Source organism: Streptomyces sodiiphilus (assembly GCF_039529215.1).
Lineage (GTDB): Bacteria > Actinomycetota > Actinomycetes > Streptomycetales > Streptomycetaceae > Streptomyces > Streptomyces sodiiphilus.
This window is the reverse complement of sequence record NZ_BAAAMJ010000029.1, coordinates 86,315-103,898: the sequence shown is the minus strand read 5'-3', so window position 1 is coordinate 103,898 and position 17,584 is coordinate 86,315. Positions and strand designations below refer to the sequence as shown.

The 17,584-nt window shown below is 74.2% G+C and carries 13 protein-coding genes and 2 pseudogenes; 8 read left to right on the top strand and 7 right to left on the bottom strand.

All coding sequences use genetic code 11. The features are described 5' to 3' along the window. The first annotated feature begins 7 nt into the window (after positions 1 to 7). The 6 genes and pseudogenes from ABD299_RS14080 to ABD299_RS14055 all read left to right on the top strand — a co-directional run bounded on the left by ABD299_RS14080 (position 8) and on the right by ABD299_RS14055 (position 6,779). A complete protein-coding gene (locus tag ABD299_RS14080; protein WP_344262136.1) occupies positions 8 to 841 on the top strand; it encodes a M55 family metallopeptidase in 834 nt (277 codons plus the stop codon). Further along, complete coding sequence (locus ABD299_RS14075) at positions 834 to 2,207, top strand: M20/M25/M40 family metallo-hydrolase (protein ID WP_344262134.1); 1,374 nt, start codon at positions 834 to 836, stop codon at positions 2,205 to 2,207. The genes ABD299_RS14080 and ABD299_RS14075 overlap by 8 nt, the downstream gene beginning before the upstream one ends. A gap of 61 nt (positions 2,208 to 2,268) precedes the next feature. Continuing rightward, positions 2,269 to 4,272, top strand: coding sequence for a S9 family peptidase (locus ABD299_RS14070; protein ID WP_344262132.1), 2,004 nt, complete (start codon positions 2,269 to 2,271; stop codon positions 4,270 to 4,272). Between the two features lie 54 nt (positions 4,273 to 4,326). Beyond that, complete coding sequence (locus ABD299_RS14065; RefSeq protein ID WP_344262130.1) at positions 4,327 to 5,283, top strand: S66 peptidase family protein; 957 nt, start codon at positions 4,327 to 4,329, stop codon at positions 5,281 to 5,283. Positions 5,284 to 5,459: 176 nt separating this feature from the next. Beyond that, positions 5,460 to 5,882 carry a CBS domain-containing protein gene (locus ABD299_RS14060; protein WP_344262128.1) on the top strand — a complete coding sequence of 141 codons (423 nt, stop codon included), beginning with the start codon at positions 5,460 to 5,462 and terminating at the stop codon, positions 5,880 to 5,882. A gap of 164 nt (positions 5,883 to 6,046) precedes the next feature. Beyond that, positions 6,047 to 6,779 (top strand): annotated as a pseudogene (locus ABD299_RS14055) (NADP-dependent oxidoreductase). A 1-nt stretch (position 6,780) separates the two neighbouring features. Here ABD299_RS14055 and ABD299_RS14050 read toward each other — a convergent pair. Together ABD299_RS14050 and ABD299_RS14045 are read right to left on the bottom strand one after the other, a co-directional pair. Continuing rightward, the gene (locus ABD299_RS14050) at positions 6,781 to 7,479 is read right to left on the bottom strand and encodes a DedA family protein (protein WP_344262126.1); all 699 of its coding nucleotides are present in this window, start codon (positions 7,477 to 7,479) and stop codon (positions 6,781 to 6,783) included. Beyond that, positions 7,476 to 8,252 (bottom strand): MBL fold metallo-hydrolase, encoded by a 777-nt coding sequence (locus tag ABD299_RS14045; RefSeq protein ID WP_344262124.1) that lies wholly within the window; start codon positions 8,250 to 8,252, stop codon positions 7,476 to 7,478. Before ABD299_RS14045 ends, ABD299_RS14050 begins: the two co-directional genes overlap by 4 nt. Positions 8,253 to 8,469: 217 nt before the next feature. Here ABD299_RS14045 and ABD299_RS14040 point away from each other — a divergent pair. Together ABD299_RS14040 and ABD299_RS14035 are read left to right on the top strand one after the other, a co-directional pair. Continuing rightward, positions 8,470 to 10,558 (top strand): annotated as a pseudogene (locus tag ABD299_RS14040) (phage holin family protein). A gap of 58 nt (positions 10,559 to 10,616) precedes the next feature. Further along, complete coding sequence (locus ABD299_RS14035) at positions 10,617 to 10,922, top strand: 4a-hydroxytetrahydrobiopterin dehydratase (RefSeq protein ID WP_344262123.1); 306 nt, start codon at positions 10,617 to 10,619, stop codon at positions 10,920 to 10,922. A gap of 41 nt (positions 10,923 to 10,963) precedes the next feature. On the opposite strand, the gene ABD299_RS14030 is transcribed toward ABD299_RS14035, so the two are convergent. The 5 genes from ABD299_RS14030 to ABD299_RS14010 all read right to left on the bottom strand — a co-directional run bounded on the left by ABD299_RS14030 (position 10,964) and on the right by ABD299_RS14010 (position 17,389). Further along, on the bottom strand, positions 10,964 to 12,121 hold the full coding sequence (locus ABD299_RS14030) for a S1 family peptidase (protein ID WP_344262121.1): 1,158 nt from the start codon (positions 12,119 to 12,121) through the stop codon (positions 10,964 to 10,966). Positions 12,122 to 12,268: 147 nt separating this feature from the next. Continuing rightward, the gene (locus ABD299_RS14025; RefSeq protein ID WP_344262119.1) at positions 12,269 to 13,228 is read right to left on the bottom strand and encodes a LysR family transcriptional regulator; all 960 of its coding nucleotides are present in this window, start codon (positions 13,226 to 13,228) and stop codon (positions 12,269 to 12,271) included. Between the two features lie 235 nt (positions 13,229 to 13,463). After that, positions 13,464 to 14,843, bottom strand: coding sequence for a carbohydrate-binding protein (locus ABD299_RS14020; RefSeq protein ID WP_344262117.1), 1,380 nt, complete (start codon positions 14,841 to 14,843; stop codon positions 13,464 to 13,466). An 88-nt stretch (positions 14,844 to 14,931) separates the two neighbouring features. Beyond that, positions 14,932 to 15,891: a LysR family transcriptional regulator gene (locus ABD299_RS14015; protein ID WP_344262115.1), complete on the bottom strand. Its 960-nt coding sequence runs from the start codon at positions 15,889 to 15,891 to the stop codon at positions 14,932 to 14,934. Between the two features lie 94 nt (positions 15,892 to 15,985). Beyond that, a complete protein-coding gene (locus ABD299_RS14010) occupies positions 15,986 to 17,389 on the bottom strand; it encodes a cryptochrome/photolyase family protein (RefSeq protein WP_344262113.1) in 1,404 nt (467 codons plus the stop codon). Positions 17,390 to 17,584: the final 195 nt, after the last annotated feature.

The window sequence follows — 17,584 nt, the reverse complement described above, 5'->3', positions numbered from 1 at the left end:
GCGCGCCATGAAGATCCTCATCAGCGCGGACATGGAGGGGGCCACCGGGGTCACCTGGCCCGCCGACTGCCTGCCGGGGACCCCCGAGTGGCAGCGCTGCCGGCCCCTGTTCACCTCCGACGTGGCCGCCGCGGTCAGCGGGTTCTTCGACGGGGGAGCCGATGAGGTCCTGGTCAACGAGGCGCACATGACGATGCGCAACCTGCTGCTGGAGCAGCTGGACGACCGCGCCCGGCTGCTCACCGGCCGGCACAAGGCGCTCAGCATGGTCGAGGGCGTCCAGCACGGTGACGTGGACGGCATCGCGTTCGTCGGCTACCACACCGGGGCCGGTGACGAGGGCGTGCTGGCCCACACCTACCTGGGCAACTCGCTGACCGGCGTGTGGGTCGACGGGGTGCGGGCGAGCGAGGGGCTGCTCAACTCCCTGGTCGCCGCCGAGTACGGCACCCCCGTGGTGCTCGTCACCGGGGACGACCGCGCCTGCCGGGACGCCCGGGGATACGCGCCGCGGGCGCGGACGGTGGCCGTGAAGGACTACGTCTCCCGATACGCGGCGGTCTGCCGCACGCCGGCCCGCACCGCCGCCGACATCCGGGCCGCCGCGGCCGGAGCGGTGGCGCTCGCCGTCCGGCACACGCCGGCGCCGCCCCGGGCGCGCACGGTGGAGATCGAGTTCGACGCCGAGCATCTGGTGGGGGCGGCCACCGTCGTCCCCGGTGTCGAGGAGGCCGGCCCACGGCGCGTGACGTTCACCGCGCCGGACATGTACGAGGGAATCCGCTGCTTCAAGGCGGTCACGACGGTCGTCTCGGCGGCGGTGGAGGAATGGTATGGCTGATCACCCGAGCACCCGAGTCCTTCCGGGCGGGCACGTGGACGACCGGGCGCTGGAGGAGGTCGTCCGCTACACCTCCGAGCTGATCCGCATCGACACCACCAACCGCGGGCAGGGCGACGGCGTCGAACGGCCCGCGGCGGAATACGTGGCGGAGCGCCTGACGGAGGTGGGCATCGAGCCGGTCCTGCTGGAGAAGGCCGCCGGCCGCACCAACGTGGTGGCCCGCCTGGAGGGCACCGACCCGGGCGCCGACGCCCTGCTCGTCCACGGCCATCTGGACGTCGTCCCGGCCGACCCCGCCGAGTGGAGCGTGCACCCCTTCGCCGGGGAGATCCGCGACGGCGTGGTGTGGGGCCGCGGCGCCGTCGACATGAAGAACGCCGATGCCATGGTGCTGGCCGTGGTGCGCGCCTGGGCGAGGGCGGGGATCCGGCCGCGCCGGGACATCGTGCTGGCCTTCACCGCCGACGAGGAGGACACCGCCGAGTACGGCGCCGGCTTCTTGGTGGCCGACTGCCCCGAGCTGTTCGAGGGCTGCACCGAGGGCATCAGCGAGTCGGGGGCCTTCACCTTCCATCCCGGCGACGGAAAGCGCATCTACCCCGTCGCGGCCGGCGAGCGGGGCACGGCCTGGCTGCGGCTGACGGCCCGCGGCCGGGCCGGTCACGGCTCGAAGGTCAACGACGCCAACGCGGTCAGCCGGCTGTCCGGCGCGGTCTCCAGGATCGGCGACCACCGCTGGCCGGTCCGCCTCACCCCCACCGTGCGCGCCGCCCTCGCCGGTCTGAGCGAGATCTACGGCCTGCCGGTGCCCGATCTGGCCAACCCGGACGCCGACGAGCTGGCGCGGGACGTCGACGCGCTCCTCGACAAGCTCGGGCCTGCCGCGAGCCTGGTCGCCGCCACCATCCGCAACAGCACCAACCCCACGATGCTGTCGGCCGGCTACAAGGTGAACGTGATCCCCGGCAGCGCCACCGCGGGGGTCGACGGCCGGATGCTGCCCGGCGCCGAGGAGGAGTTCACCGCCACCCTGGACCGGCTCACCGGGCCGCACGTGGACTGGGAGTTCCAGCACCGCGAGGTGCCGCTGCAGGCCCCGGTGGACTCGCGGACCTTCGCCGTGCTGCGCGAGGCGCTGGAGCACTTCGACCCGCAGGCGCACGTCGTGCCGTTCTGCATGTCGGGAGGCACCGACGCCAAGCAGTTCTCCCGCCTGGGCATTACCGGTTACGGCTTCACCCCGCTGCGGCTGCCCGTGGAGTTCGACTACCAGGCGATGTTCCACGGGGTCGACGAACGGGTGCCGGTCGATGCCCTGCACTTCGGCACCCGGGCACTGGACCGGGCCCTGCTCGCCCTGTAGGCCCGGACCCGCCGCTCACGTTCCGTCCCGCACGCTTCCCCCGACCCGAGGAGACGGCACCTTGGCCCGCATTGTGTCCCCTTACGGAACCTGGCCGTCCCCGGTGGACGCCGCGCTGGTCGCCGCGCACGACGGCAAGCCGGAGTATCCCGGAGCGGTGGGGGAGGAGCTGTGGTGGACCGAGCCCCGTCCCGGTGAGGGCGGGCGACGGGCGCTGATGCGCCGGAAGGCGGACGGCGGGCCCGCGAGGGCGGCGCTGCCGGCGCCGTGGAACGTGCGCAACCGGGTGCTGGAGTACGGCGGTCATCCGTGGGCCGGGGTGCCCCGGCCGGCCGGGGGGCCGCTGATCGTCTTCACGCACGCGGGCGATCAGCGGATGTACGCCTTCGAACCGGACGCTCCGGGCGGCCCCTCGCCGGTACCGCTCACCCCGGTGGGCACCGTCGGCGACGGCCTGCGCTGGTGCGACCTGCGGGTCCTGCCCGGACGCGGTGTGGTGTGGGCGGTACTGGAGGAGTCCACCGGCCCGGGCCCGGCCGACGTGCGCCGGGTGCCGGTGGCCGTCCCGCTGGACGGCTCGGCGGCCGGGGACCGCTCGGCCGTCGTCGAACTCACCGACGACCGTCACCGGTTCGTCACCGGTCCCCGGATCTCCCCGGACGGCCGCCGGGCGGTCTGGCTCGCCTGGGACCACCCCCGCATGCCGTGGGACGGCACTGAGCTCAAGATCGCGGCCGTCACCCCGGAGGGCCTGCCGGCCGATGTCCGCACCCTGGCAGGCGGGCCGGGGGAGGCCATCGCCCAGGCCGAGTGGGCGGCGGACGGAAGCCTGCTGGTGGTCACCGACCGCAGCGGCTGGTGGAATCTCCACCGCATCGACCCGGAGACCGGCGAGGCGGTGAACCTCTGCCCGCGCGAGGAGGAGTTCGCCGACGCCCTGTGGAAGATCGGCACCCGCTGGTTCGCCCCGCTCCCCGACGGGCTGGTGGCCGTGACGCACGGACAGGGGTCGTTGCGGCTGGGCATCCTGGATCCGGTCACCTGCGAGCTGACCGATGCTCCGGGGCCATGGACGGAGTGGGCACCGGCGCTGGCCGTGCAGGACACCCGGATCACCGGCGTCGCCGGCGGCCCGGAGCGCGGGTGGGAGGTCGTCCAACTGGACACCGCCACCGGCCACACCCTGGTCGTGGGGGCCGGCCACCGTGATCCGGTGGCCCCGGCCTACTGCTCCCCTCCTGCCGAGCGGGTCTTCGCCGGGCCCGGAGGCAGGGAGGTCTTCGCCCGCGTGTATCCGCCGTGCCACCCGGAGCGCACCGCACCGGACGGTGAGCTGCCGCCGTACGTGGTGTGGGCGCACGGCGGCCCCACCGGGCGCTTCGCCGCGGTGTGGAGCCTGGAGACCGCCTTCCTCACCTCCCGCGGGATCGGCGTGGTCACCGTCGACTACGGGGGCTCCACCGGGTACGGCCGTGCCTACCGGGAGCGGCTGCGCGGGCAGTGGGGGGTGGTGGACGTGGAGGACTGCGCGGCGGTGGCCCGTGCCCTGGTGGCGGAGGGCGCGGCCGACCCGGCCCGGCTGGCGATCCGCGGCGGGAGCGCCGGCGGGTGGACCGCGGCGGCATCCCTGGTCTCGGAAGCGGCCGGGGACCTGTACGCCTGCGCGGCCATCAGCTATCCGGTTCTCGACCTGGCCGGCTGGACCGCGGGGAGCACCCATGACTTCGAGTCGCACTACCTGGAGACGCTGATCGGGCCTCCCGAGGAGGTTCCCGGACGCGGTGCGGAGCGCTCTCCGGTGAACCGGGCCGACCGGGTGCGTGCGCCCTTTGTGCTGCTGCAGGGGCTGGAGGACGCCATCTGCCCTCCGGAGCAGTGCGAGCGGTTCCTGGCCGCGGTGGCCGGGCGGGGGGTGCCGCACGCCTGTCTCACCTTCGAGGGGGAGGGCCACGGCTTCCGCCGCGCGGAGACCATCGAGCGGGCCCTTCAGGCCGAACTGGCGCTGTACGCGCAGACCTTCGGCCTGGAACGGAACGATGTCCCGCATCTGGACCTGCGGCCCTGACCGTTCGGGCCACCGCCCGGTGCCGCCCCCGCCCGCGACAGAAAGGCTCCCGCTGTGACCCCGATATCCGTACCGGACCAGGATGTGCGTACCCCGGTCCGTCCCCCGCGGCTGCGGCCCGGTGACCGGGTCGTCGTCGTCGCCCCGAGCGGTCCGGTGGAGCCCGCGCACCTGGAGGCCGGCATCGCGGTGCTGCGCGGCTGGGGTCTGGACGTCGTCCCCGGGCGGCACGTTCTGGACCGTCATCCGGAGCTGGACCACCTGGCGGGCCGGGACGTGGACCGCGCCCGGGATCTCCAGCAGGCGTGGTGCGATCCGTCGGTGGCCGCGGTGATCTGTGCGCGGGGCGGATACGGCGCGCAGCGGATCACCGGCCTGCTGGACTGGGACGCGATGCGGGCGGCCGGTCCCAAGGTTTTCGTCGGCTACAGCGACATCACCGTGCTGCATGAGGCGATCGCCACCCGGCTCGGGCTGGCCACCGTCCACGGGCCGATGCCGGGCACCGCGGCGTTCGCCCGGGAGCCGCGCGCCCAGGACCACCTGCGGCGCACCCTGTTCGAGCCGGAGACGGTCCGCGAGATCTCCTCGGACGCCGCCGCCGGACTGGTGCCGGGGCGGGCGCGCGGGGTGACGATCGGCGGCTGCGTCAGCCTGCTCGCCGCCGACCTGGGCAGCCCGGCCGCCCGCCCGTCGGCGGCCGGGGGGATCCTGCTGCTGGAGAACGTGCACGTCGAGCCCTACCGGCTGGACCGTTCGCTGACCCAGTTGCTGAACTCCGGCTGGCTGGACGGGGTCGCCGGGGTGGCCTGCGGTTCCTGGCACGACAGCGGGCCCTACGAGCCGCTGCGGGCGGTGCTGCGCGACCGGCTGGCCCCGCTGGGGGTCCCGGTGGTGGAGGAACTGGGCTTCGGTCACTGCCCGGAACCGCTGACGGTGCCGCTGGGGGTTCCGGCGGTTCTGGACGCCGGAGCCGCCACCTTGACCTTCGAGGTCCCCGCCCTGGCCTGAGGCCGCGGCCCGGCGCCCGGGCACGGCGGCTCCTCGCCGCCGGACACTCGGGACTTTCCGGGGCGAATCCGTGTGTGTCTCCCCGGGGCCCGGGTACGCGGGACATCTGCCGTTGACCAGGAGGCCGCGGGCGTTTCCCCGCGTCCGCGGCGGCTCGACCACAGGAGGCACAGACCATGACCACTGCCGCAGACATCATGCACCCGGGAGCACAGTGGATTCCCGCCCACGAGACCCTCGACCGCGCCGCGCAGCTGATGCGGCAGCTCGATGTGGGGGCGCTGCCGGTCAGCGATGCGAACGAACGCATGTGCGGCATCGTGACGGACCGCGACATCGTGATCGACTGCGTCGCGCTCGGCCACGACCCCTCGAAGACCACCTGTGAGTCGCTGTGCGAGGGGACGCCGCGATGGGTGACGACCGACACCGACATCGACCAGGTGCTCCAGGAGATGGAGCAGCACCAGATCCGCCGGCTGCCGGTGATCGACGGTGACAAGCGGCTCGTCGGGATGATCAGCGAGGCCGACATCGCCCGGCACCTCAGCGAGGACCAGATCGCAGCCTTCGTCGAGAAGGTCTACGCGACTCGCTGAGGCCGTGTCCGCGGGCCCCGGTGACGGGAGCGCACGCCCCTGACCCAGCCCCGCCCGGTTCCGTGCCCGGGCGGGGCGGTCCGCTGCGCGGGAGACATGCGTGTGCGCCGACGGCCGGGCCGCTCCGGGGGATCAACCGGTGGGATACCGGTCACGCGGGCGGCATGAAGGCTATCGCGATGAGCAAGTACGGCGGCCCCGAGGACCTGGAGCTCATGGAGCTGCCGGGGCCGCCTGTCGGGCCGGACAGCGTCCGGGTCCGGGTGCGGACGGAGCTGGTTCCCGCCCCGGTGCGGACCCTGGCCCGCAAGCCGGAGGCGCTGAGCCGGGAACAGGCCGCGGGGCTGTCGCTGGCCGGACTCACCGCGCGGCAGTGTCTCAAGCGGCTGGGCCTGGCGGAGATGGCCCGGGACAAGGTGATCCTCGTGCACGCGGCGTCCGGCGGGGTCGGTTCGATGGCCGTCCAGCTCGCCGCGGCGCTCGGCGCCCGGGTCATCGGCACGGCCAGTGAGCACAACCACGGCTACCTGCGAGGGCTGGGAGCCGAACCGGTCACCTACGGCGAAGGGCTGGCGGACCGGGTCGGGGAGCCGGCACCCGACGGCGTGGACGCCGCGCTGGACTTCGTCGGCGGCGACGCCGTGGAGGTCTCCCAGGAGATGCTGAAGAACCCCGGCCGGGTGGTGTCCGTCGTCGACAAGGAGGTGAAGGAGAAGGGCGGGGAGTACCTCTTCGTCCGTCCCGACCCCGAGGACCTCGCCGCGCTGGCAGGTCTCGCCCTCGACGGCGAGACTCACCGTGCACGTGGACCGGGCGCTGCCGCTGGCCGAGGCCGCCGAGGCGTGGCGGCTCAGCCGGTCCGGTCGGACGCGCGGAAAGGTGGTCCTGACCGTCTGACTCAGCCGGACCCCGGGTCGCCGGCGCCGACCGGCAGCCGCTTCCCGCGCGGAGCCCGCGGGGAGCGGCGCAGCCGCCGCCACAGGGCCGGCACCGCCGAGAGCAGCAGCGCCAGGGCGACCGCCGCGGCCAGGCCCTGCCAGGGGTGGGGGAACAGCGAACCGCCCAGCACACCGATCAGCTGGTAGGCCGCCGCCCAGGCCAGCACCGCCGGGACGTTGCCGCGCAGATAGCGGGCGGTCGGCAGCCGTGCCATCAGACAGGCCAGCATGACGGGTATCCGCCCGGCCGGGACCAGCCGCGAGACGATCAGGACCAGCGTCCCGTGCCGCGCCAGCCGTTCCCGGGCCCTGGCGAGCTGGTCGGGCTCCGCCTGCTCCCGCATCCGGGTCAGCCACCGGGAGCCGCTGCGGGAGCGGGCCCCGCGGCGGCCGAGCCAGTACAGCAGCGCGTCCCCGGTGAACGCCGCCAGGGAAGCCACCGCGAAGACCAGCAGCGAGGACACCACCGGGTTGTCCTGGTGCAGTGCCACCACGGCCGCCGAGCTCACCACCGCACCGGTCGGCACGATGGGCATCAGCGCACCCAGCACCACCAGCAGGAACAGCGACGGATAGCCGATGGCCTGCTGCGTGGTGTCCGGCGGGATCTCGGGGGAGAGGGAAAGGGCATGCAGCCACTCGCCGCCCACGCCGGTCACCGGGCCACCGCCAGCCGCACGCTCTCGCCGTGTCCGAGACGGCACACCCGCACTCCCGGTGCGTACCGGGCCGCCTGCCGCGCGAACTCCACGCCCGGGGAGAAGAACGCGTACGGCCGGACCGCGGCCATGCCCACCGGCCAGAACGTGCCGTAGTGCACCGGCACCGCGAGACCCGGGCGCAGCTCCGCGAGCGCGAGGGCGGCCCGCGCGGGATCCAGATGCCCCGGCCCCAGGGTGGGGCCCCAGCCGCCGACCGGCAGCAGCACGGTGTCCACCGGGCCGGTCTCCCGCGCCATCGAGGGGAACAGGCCGGTGTCCCCGGCGTAGTAGGTGCGCGCCTCGCCCTCCAGGACGAACCCGAGTGCCCGCGACGGCTGCGGGCCGAAGGGCACCCGGCGGCCGTCGTGCAGGGCGGGCACCGCTCGCACCGTCAGACCGCCTGCCCGCAGGCGGTCCCCGGGCTCCACCTCGTACACCTCCAGCCAGGCCGCCAGCCTCCGCAGGCCGGGCACCGCCCGCAGCGCCCCGCGCGGGACCACCACCGGGGTGCCCGGCAGCAGCCGGGCCAGCGAACCCAGGTGCAGATGATCGGCGTGCAGATGGGAGACGACCACGACATCGGCCACCGCCGCCCACGGCGGGGGCACCGGGCCGCCGCGCCGGTACAGATGCCCCAGGCGCTGGACCAGCAGCGGATCGGTGAGCACGGTGGTGCCGGAGTCGCGCACCGTGGCGGTGGCATGCCCCCACCATGTGATCTCCACCGGCACCGCGACTCCTCTCACCGGCCCGCCTGTCCGCACCCCCGTGCGGCACGGGCCGCTTGCAGGAAGCCTACGTGCGTCCAGCCCCGCAGGTAGCCCTCGCTGCGGACCGGAAGCCGGGGTGGACAATTGACAGCTCCGGACGCACCGGGCCGGAAACGGCCCGCGGGGGTGGAAAATCGGCGCGAGCACAGCGGGGACACAGCGGGAACGAGGAGCGGACGTGGCCGGAACAGTGTGGCGTGGGCGCGGCGCGGCGGTGCTGCGGGTGCTCACGGTGTGGGCCGTCACCACCGTCGTCATGATCGCGCTGGCGCTGGTGCTGCCCCGGTTCCGTCTCCAGTCCGCCGACGGGGACAGCTTCACCCGGGTCGGCATCACCGCGGCCCTCGGCGCCGGGGCCTTCGGGCTGCTCAACGCCCTGGTGTGGCCCTGGCTGGTGCGGGCGCTGCTGCTCGTTCCGTCCCTGGCGCTCGGTCTGCTGGTCTTCCTGCTGAACGGTTCCCTTCTGCTGCTGGCCCTCAGCCTCATCCCGGACCGCGGCGCGGCGGGCCCGGGCACGGCGGTCGTCGTCGCCACCGTGATGTCGGCGGCCTCCTCGGCCACCAGTACCCTGCTCGCCGTCCGCCACAGCGGCGCGCAGCGCCGGCGGCTGCAACGCCTGGCCGGGCGGCACCTGCGGCGCGCGGTGCCGGCCCAGCGCTCCCACCCGTCCCCCGGGACCGTCATCCTCCAGCTCGACGGTGTCGGACACGACGTCCTGCGCGAGGCCGTGCGGGGCCCCGACCCCCTGATGCCCACGGTCGCCCGGCTGTGCCGGGAAAGCCACCGGCTCGTCCCCTGGCACACCGACTGGTCCAGCCAGACCGGGGCCGCGCAGCTGGGCATCCTGCACGGCAGCAACGAGGACGTGCCGGCGTTCCGCTGGTACGAGAAGGAGACCGGGGAGCTGGTCATCAGCAACCGCCCGTCCTCCGCGGCCGAGCTCCAGCGCCGCGCCGTCGCACGGACCGGCTCTCCCGGGCTGCTGGCCGGGGACGGCGCCAGCCGCGGCAATCTCTTCAGCGGCGGCGCGGCGCAGGCAGCGCTGGTGCTCTCGGTGGCCGCCCGGCGCGGCCGCCGGGAACGCTCCCGGGCCGGATACTTCGCCTACTTCTCCGACCCCGGGCACGCCGGGCGGACGCTGGGCTCCTTTGCCGTGGAGGTCGCCCGGGAAATCGGCCAGTCGCTGCGTTCCCGGCTGCGCGGCGACCGGCCGCGGGTCAAGCGGGGCGGTCTGTACCCGCTGATCCGGGCTTTCGCCACGGTCGTCCAGCGCGACGTGGTGGTGGCCTCCGTCACCGGCGACGTGCTCAACGGCCGCACGGTGGTGTACGCCGACCNCGTCCCCCCACCACTCCGGGCCGCGCAGCCCTGACGCCCGTCAGGTGCTGGCACGCCTGGACCGCTGCGTCGCCGACATCCTCGGCGCCACCGGCTACGCCCCGCGCCCCTACCACCTGGTGCTGCTGTCGGACCACGGGCAGAGTCCGGGAGAGCCGTTCGCGGACGCCTTCGGGGAACGCCTGGAGGATGTCGTCCAGCGCGGCTGCGGGCGGCCTGTGCCGCGGCAGATCCGGCACCCGGAGACGGGTGCGGAGGCCCGGGGAACCGCCCGCGCCGCGCTGCACCGGCCCGAGGAGCCCCCGGTGCCGGAGCCCGCGGGCGCCCAGGGCGCCGGACGCCGGGCGCCGGTGGTGCTCGGGTCGGGCAACCTGGGGCTGGTCTCCTTCCCGGAGATCCAGGGACGGGCGAGCCGGGAGACGCTGGAGGGCAGCTACCCGCAGCTGCTGCGCACCCTCACCGGCCATCCCGGGATCGGCTTCGTCCTGGTGCACAGCCGAGTCCACGGGCCGGTGGTGCTGGGGCCGGGAGGCAGCGAGCACCGGCTGAGGACCGGCGAGGTCCTCGGCCCGGACCCGCTGGCGCCGTTCGGGCCGTACGCGGCGGCGGTGGTGCGCCGCACCGCGGGTTTCCGGAACGTGCCGGACCTGATGGTCAACTCGGCGGTGGATCCGGCCACCGGTGCGGTGCACGCCTTCGAGGACCAGATCGGCTCGCACGGCGGCCTGGGCGGTGAGCAGAGCCGGGCGTTCCTGCTGTCGCCGCTCGCCCTGTCCGAGGCGGACGCCGAAGGGCCGCTGACCGGCGCGGAGTCGGTGCACCGGATGCTGCGGCGGTGGCTGCGCGAGGCGGCCGAGGAGCCACGGGAACGGGACACGCCGTGGGCGGACGGCGCCGCCTCACCGGCCGGACCGTCCCCTCATGCCTAGTCTTGGGGCCCGGACCAGTACCCCGGCATATGCCGGACTGACGCCAGGAGGCCGCTCGATGGCACCTCAGCCGCTGACGGAGACGGACATCGCGGAGGCCCTCAGCGGGCTTCCGGGCTGGACACTGGAGGAGAACCGGCTGGTCCGCAGCTACGGCTTCGACGGTCATCTGCCGGCGGTGGCGATGCTGGTGCACATCGCGGCCATCCACGAGGAGATGGACCACCACGCCGATCTGGCGCTGGGCTACAACCGGCTGGGCGTGGCGGTCCACACGCACAGTGCAGGCGGCCGGGTGACCGAGCTGGACACGCGACTGGCCCGCCGGATCGAGGAGATCGCGGCGGGCCATGGTGCGAGATGACGCCGGGCCGATGACTCAGCCGGTCACCACCTGACGAGAGGTCAGCTGCGGACCAGGGTCAGGCCGTACTGCGAGAGGATCGGGTTGATCGGCTGGTGGTAGGTGGTGCCGCCGGTGCGGCAGTTGCCGGAGCCGCCGGAGGTCACGCCCTGGGCCTGGCTGCCGGAGATGTAGGAGCCGCCGGAGTCACCGGGCTCGGCGCAGACCGAGGTGCGGGTCACACCGGTGATGGTGCCCTCCGGGTAGGTCACCGAGGTGTTGTGCTGCTGGATGGTGCCGCAGTGCCAGCCGGTGGTCGAGCCGGAGCGGCAGATCGAGGCGCCGACGGGCTGCTGGGTCGAGCCGGTGACCCGCACGCCGGTGGTGGAGGAGACGCGGACCCAGGAGGTCGGGGTCCAGTTGCTGTTCACGGCGACCCAGGCCATGTCACGGCCGGGGAACCAGGAGCCGCGGAAGGTGCCCTGGGACACGCGGTTGTAGCCCTGGGTGGAGGCGCCCACGCTGCCGCAGTGGCCGGCGGTGGCGAAGCCGGGCGTGGAGCCCTGGTAGACGGAGAAGCCGACCGAGCAGCGGCCGGAGCTGTTGATGTAGTACGCGTCGCCGCCGATCAGGCTGTAGAGCGGCTTGGGCTGCTCCTTCGACTTGACGACCTTGACGGTCTTGGCGTCCACGCCGCTGGCCTTGACGAAGGCCTTGCCGGCCGCGACGTCGGTCGCCTGGACGACAACGGTGTTGGAGGTGACGTCGACGTACCAGACCGGGACATCGGTGTTGGGGTTGTCCTGGGCGGCGGCGTCCAGGGTGGCCTGGACGCTCTCCAGCTCGGCCAGCGAGTGCTCGACGACCTGGACCTTGGCGCCGGCGGCGCGGATCTCCGCGGCCTCGGCGCGGTCGGCGGTGGCGACCACCAGGTCGGTGGTGCCCTCGGCCAGCCAGCCGCCGGCGTAGCTGTCGAGGTCCGCGAGGGCCTCGTTGGTGAGGGCGGCTTCCTGCTCTTCGGCGACGCGGACCTTGGCCTCGGACGCGGACAGGCCGAGGTCGCGCTCCATGGCCTTGAGCATGCCGGCGGGCATCTCGACGGCCTTGTCGGCACTGACGGAGGAGGGGGCCTCGGCTGCCGCGATCGACGGGATCGCCGTCAGGGTCAGGGCAGTGGCTGCCAGAACGGAACCGATGGCCACACGGCGTCTGTGACGCATGAGCTTCTCCTTGGTGTCGTGGGGGATACGCGAGAGAAGCTAGTGGGTGACGTGAGTGTGTGTGTACCTGTCAATCCTTACCTCTCGTGATGCGATGGAAAGCGCCTGCGCCGTGCCGCGGCCGTCCGGGTGCGGACGGTTGAAGGGTCAGGAAGCGGTTCCGAACTGGGCATTGGCGGCAAGCCACTTGGCGTACCAGGGGTTGCGCTGGGCGGCGTCCCGGTGGATCTGCCGGGCGTGCAGCAGGACGGCCGGGGCCACCCCGGCGGCCTTCGACGCCGGGTGCCACCCGATGAGGTGCCGCCAGCTCAGCGGGGCGCCGGCCAGCGGCAGTGTGACGATGCCGGGGGTGGGCGGAAAAGTGGCGCGGCACAGCGCCACGGCGCGGCCGTTCTGCACCAGGTGCACGCCGCCGCCGGTGTCCATCTCGAACATCGCCTTCGGGGTGAACCCGGCCCGGGAGCAGGCGGCGTAGAAGCAGTCGCCGAAACAGCCGTCGCCGGGGGCGTTGACCCAGCGCTCGCCGGCCAGCCAGTCGAGTTCGAGTTCGTGCTCGCCGGCCAGCGGATGGTCCTCCGCGAGCATGATGAACACCGGGTCGCGGCCCACTGTCCGCCAGCTGAGCTGGTCCGCGGCAGGCGGGGCACTCTCCCCGCAGGTGCCGGCCAGGGCGAAGTCCAGGCGGCCGGAGGCCACCTGCTCGCTGATCTGCTCGACCGACCAGGCCGTGTAGGTGCTGATGGAGGCGGCCGGGTGCACGGTGGCCAGCTGGTCCACCAGGGCTCCCAGCATCGGGCCGTGCGTGCCCCCGATCCGGAACCGCGGCAGGCCTTCCAGGCTGTTGGCGAACCGGACGGCCTCCTCCTGGAGTTCGCGCATGGCCGGCAGCAGCACTCGCGCCCGGTCCAGGACCAGCTCGCCCAGCGGGGTCGGGCTGGCCCCGTGCCGGCCGCGGTCGAAAAGAGGGCCTCCGAGGGCCCGTTCGATTCGTTTGAGCTGTGCGCTGAGCGCGGACTGGGCCAGGCCCAGAGAGGTTGCCGCACGGGTGAGGCTGCCCGCTTCATCGATCGCCTTGATGATCTTGAGATGTCGCAACTCGAGATCCATAGGCGGACGGTACGTGCGCCCCCCGGAGGAGACAAGGGCGGAGCGGCCGCGGGCCCGCCGCGAGGGGGAGCTCGCGACGGGCCCGGTATGCGCGGCCGGTGGGCGCGGGGATGAGGCCGCGCACCGGCAGGGGAGGGCGCCGGTGCGGCCGTCCGGCCCGCCACCGGTGCCCCGGGGCCAGGTGCCCCTCCCCGCCGTGTCTCAGATCACGCGGGCTGTCCGCCACGCGGACCGGTCACAGCCGCTCCCACAGCGCGGGGGTGACCGGAGGCTCCCATCCTCGCTGCGCGGTGTGCCCCTGCAGGCAGCGGTATTCGGCGCCTCCGTAGGTGACCCGGTCGCCCGCCCGGTAGGTGGTGCCTGCCGACCAGGTGCCGCCCGGCTCACCGGGCTCACCGGGCTCACCGGGCTCACCGGGACCGCTGCCGGTGGTCACCAGCGTCAGCCCCCACTGGGAGAGCAGCGGGTTGATCGGCTGGTGGTAGGTGGTGCCGCCGGTGCGGCAGTTGCCGGAGCCGCCGGAGGTGACGCCCTGGGCCTGGTTGCCGGAGATGTAGGAGCCGCCGGAGTCACCGGGCTCGGCGCAGACCGAGGTGCGGGTCACACCGGTGATGGTGCCCTCCGGGTAGGTCACCGAGGTGTTGTGCTGCTGGATGGTGCCGCAGTGCCAGCCGGTGGTCGAACCGGACCGGCAGACGGCGGCGCCTACCGGTGCCTGGGTCGAGCCGGCCACCTGGACACTGGCACCTCCCGCGCCCCGCACCGTCGAGGTCGGGGTCCAGTTGCTGTTGACGGCCACCCAGGCCATGTCCCGCCCGGGGAAGACCGATCCCTGGAAGCTGCCCTGGGCGACCCGGTTGTGGCCCTGGGTGGAGGCGCCCTGCCGGCCGCAGTGCCCCGCGGTGGCGAAGCCGGGGGTGGTGCCACGCCGGACGGAGAACCCGACCGAGCAGCGGCCGGAGTTGTTGATGTAGTACGCCTCACCGCCCCGCAGGTCGTACAGCGGGCGCGGCTGCTCGGCGGAGGGAACGACACGCACAGCAGCCGGGTCCACGCCCGCCGCGGCGACGAACTCCCGCGCGGCGCCCCTGTCCTGGGCATGCAGGACGACGCTGTTGGCGGTCACGTCCACGTACCAGACCGGTGCCTCGGTGCTCCCGTGCTCATCGGCGGCCGTGTCCAGCGCGTCCTTGACGGCCTCCAGTTCGTCCAGGCTGTGGTCCACCACCCGGGCCCGCGCACCGGCCGCCTCGATGGCGGCGGTATCGCCGGACTCGGTGGTGGCCACCACGAGCTGCCCGGAGGTGGTTCCGGTGGTCCAGGCCCCGGCCCAGGAGGCACGGAGCCCGCTCCGCAGCGTCTCCTGGAGCTTCGCGGCCCGGTACTCGTTGACGATCCGGGTCCCGGCCTGCTCCGGGCCGAGCCCCAGATCGCGCTCCAGGGCGTGCAGCATGCCGGCCGGCAGCCCGGCGGCCACCCGCTCGGCGGCGCTCGGTTCCGCTGCGGCCGGTGACCCGGGATCCGTGCCGGTACCGGCCGTCGCGGGGGCGGCGGAAAGGATGAGGGCGGCGCTCGCGATCGTGCTCGCGACGGCCACCGCGCGTCTGCGGTGCATGAGGGGTCTCCTCGCTGTCGGGGGTTGCCCGAAAACGTAGCCACGCCCCCCCAACCCCCGGCACTGTCAGATGCGTTGTGCCGCCGTGTTATGACGCCGTCCCGAAGCCCGGGTGACCGGGCAGCCAGCTCGCGTACTCCGCGCTGCGCGCCACCGCTTGAGCGTAGGAGGCCCGGGCGTGACGCAGTACCCCGGCCGCGGTGGCCGCCGCGTGGGACCCGGGGTGCCACCCCAGCAGATGACGCCAGCTCAGCGGTGCCCCGGTCAACGGGCGCACCGCGACACCCGCGGTCGGCGGAAAGGTCGCCCGGCACAGCCCGACCGCGTCGCCCGCCTGCGCGAGCTGCACGCACGCCGCGACATCCGCCTCGTAGAGCGTCAGCGGAGCGAACCCGGCGGCCGAGCAGGCGGCGCGGAAACAGTCGGCGAAGCAGCCGTCCCCCGGCACACCGGCCCAGCGCTCGCCGGCCAGCAGACCCAGCTCCAGCTCGCGCCGCCCGGCCGCCGGGTGGTTCTCCGGGAGCATTACGAAGACCGGGTCCCGGCCGAGCACTTCCCAGACCAGCCGGTCTCCGGCCGGCGGCGGGCTCTGCCCGCAGACTCCGGCCAGGACGAAGTCCAGCCTGCCCTCGACCACCAGTCCGCTCAGCTCGCTCACCGACCAGGCGGTGTGCAGATCCACCACGGACTGCGCGTGCTCGCCCGCCAGCCGGCCGACCAGCGTCCCCGGCAGTGTCCCGTGTGTGCCCCCGATCCGCAGCCGCCGCGGCCCCGGCTCCCGGTTGGCGAACCGCACGGCCTCCTCCCGCAGCTGCTGCACGGCCGGCAGCAGCACCCGGGCCCGGTCCAGGACGAGTTCACCCAGCGGAGTGAGATGTGCGCCCTTCCGGTCCCGCCGGAAGAGAGGGCCGCCCAGCACCCGCTCGATGCGCCTCAGCTGGGTGCTCAGTGCCGGCTGCGCGACGCCGAGCAGGCCGGCGGCCTTGTTCAGGCTGCCGGCTTCCGCGATCGCCCGAACGGTCCTCAAGTGCCGCAACTCCAGGTCCATACCAATGGAACGTAGGGTGCCGCCGCCCGGGCGGCAAGACACGTGACGTCTCCCGTGCCCGGAGGGCTTCACCCTTCCGCGGGGTGCGGCCGGCTCAGCCGGCCTCCCGGGCCCTGGCGAAGCGGCCCCGGGCGGCGGACAGGTCGACCATCGGCTCCGGGTAGCCGAGCCCGGCGCGCTCGCCGGCCGGCAGCCGCCACGGCTGGTGCACCGCCGCGCCGGGCACTCCCCCCAGTTCCGGAACCCACCGGCGCACATAGTCACCGTCCGGATCGAACCTGCGGGCCTGGGACAGCGGGTTGAGCACCCGGTTGGGCCGGGTGTCCGTCCCGGTGCCGGCCACCCACTGCCAGTTCAGCTGGTTGTTCGCCACATCACCATCCACCAGCAGGTCCGAGAAGTGCCGGGCCCCCACCCGCCAGTCGGTGTACAGCGTCTTGGTGAGAAAGCTCGCCACCAGCAGCCGGCCCCGGTTGTGCATCCAACCCTCGTGGGCCAGCTGCCGCATCGCCGCGTCCACCACCGGATAGCCGGTGAGCCCTGCCCGCCAGGCGGCGACCTCCCGCTCGTCGTGGCGCCACCGGTCGCCCCGCGGCCGGTAGTCGTGTCCGGCCGCCCGCGGCCGGGCCGCCAGCACCTGATGGTGGAAGTCCCGCCAGGCCAGCTGACGCACGAACGCCTCCGCTCCCGGGCCGCCCGCCCTCGTGGCACGGTGCACCACCTCGGCCGCCGACAGGCACCCGAAGTGGAGAAACGGCGAGAGCCGGGAGGTGGCGTCCCCCGCGAGATCGTCGTGCCGGTCGTCGTACCGGGTGATGCCGTCGCGCAGCCAGGCGGTCAGCCGCCTGCGCCCGGTGCTCTCCCCGCCGACCGGGATCCCCGGGGAGACGCCCCGCACCTCGGCCCGGCCGGGCAGCGGCACCCCGGTCACGCCTGCCCCCGCGATCCGGCGGGGTGCGGCCAGCGGCTCCCGCACGCCCACGGCCCGCCACCGGCGGAAGTACGGCGTGAAGACCGCGAAGTGGTCCTTGCCGCCCGGGACCACCGCGCCCGGAGGCAGTGCCGTGACCACCCCGTCGTGCACCCGCAGCGCGCACCGCGCGGACGTGAGGGCCGCACGCAGCCGCTCCTCACGGCGCACCGCGTACCCGCTCACCCCCGCCGCGACATGCACCTCGCGCGCCCCGGTCTCCGCCAGCACCCGGCACACCTCCCGGACCACCTCGCCGCGGCGCACCACCAGAGCGCCCCCGCGCTCGCGCAGCGCGGCGTCGAGGTCGGCCAGGCAGTCGGCGAGGAACGCCCGCCGGTTGGGTGCGTCGAAACCGGCTGCCCGCACCCCGCTGTCCAGGACGAACAGCGGGACCACCGCCGAGCCGGGACCCGCTCCGGCCAGCGCCGCCCGCAGCACGGGGTTGTCGTGCACCCGCAGGTCCGAGGTGAACAGCGCGACCCGCACCTCGCGCGCTGCCGGCCCGCTGCCGTCGTCGTCAGGCATCGCGGACCTCCCTCCCACGAGGCCGCACACGGAGCGGGGGCCGGTGCCGGCAGTGGAGCGGAGCAAGGGGCATGGGTACCTCCCGGGGAGCGGCGGACATGACCTCATCGTCACCGCCGAAGCACTCGGCGGGGCGGGCGCCGTCCGCCATTCGGAGCCGTTCCGGGCGCTTCGTGCTCCCCGGACCGGTCCGTT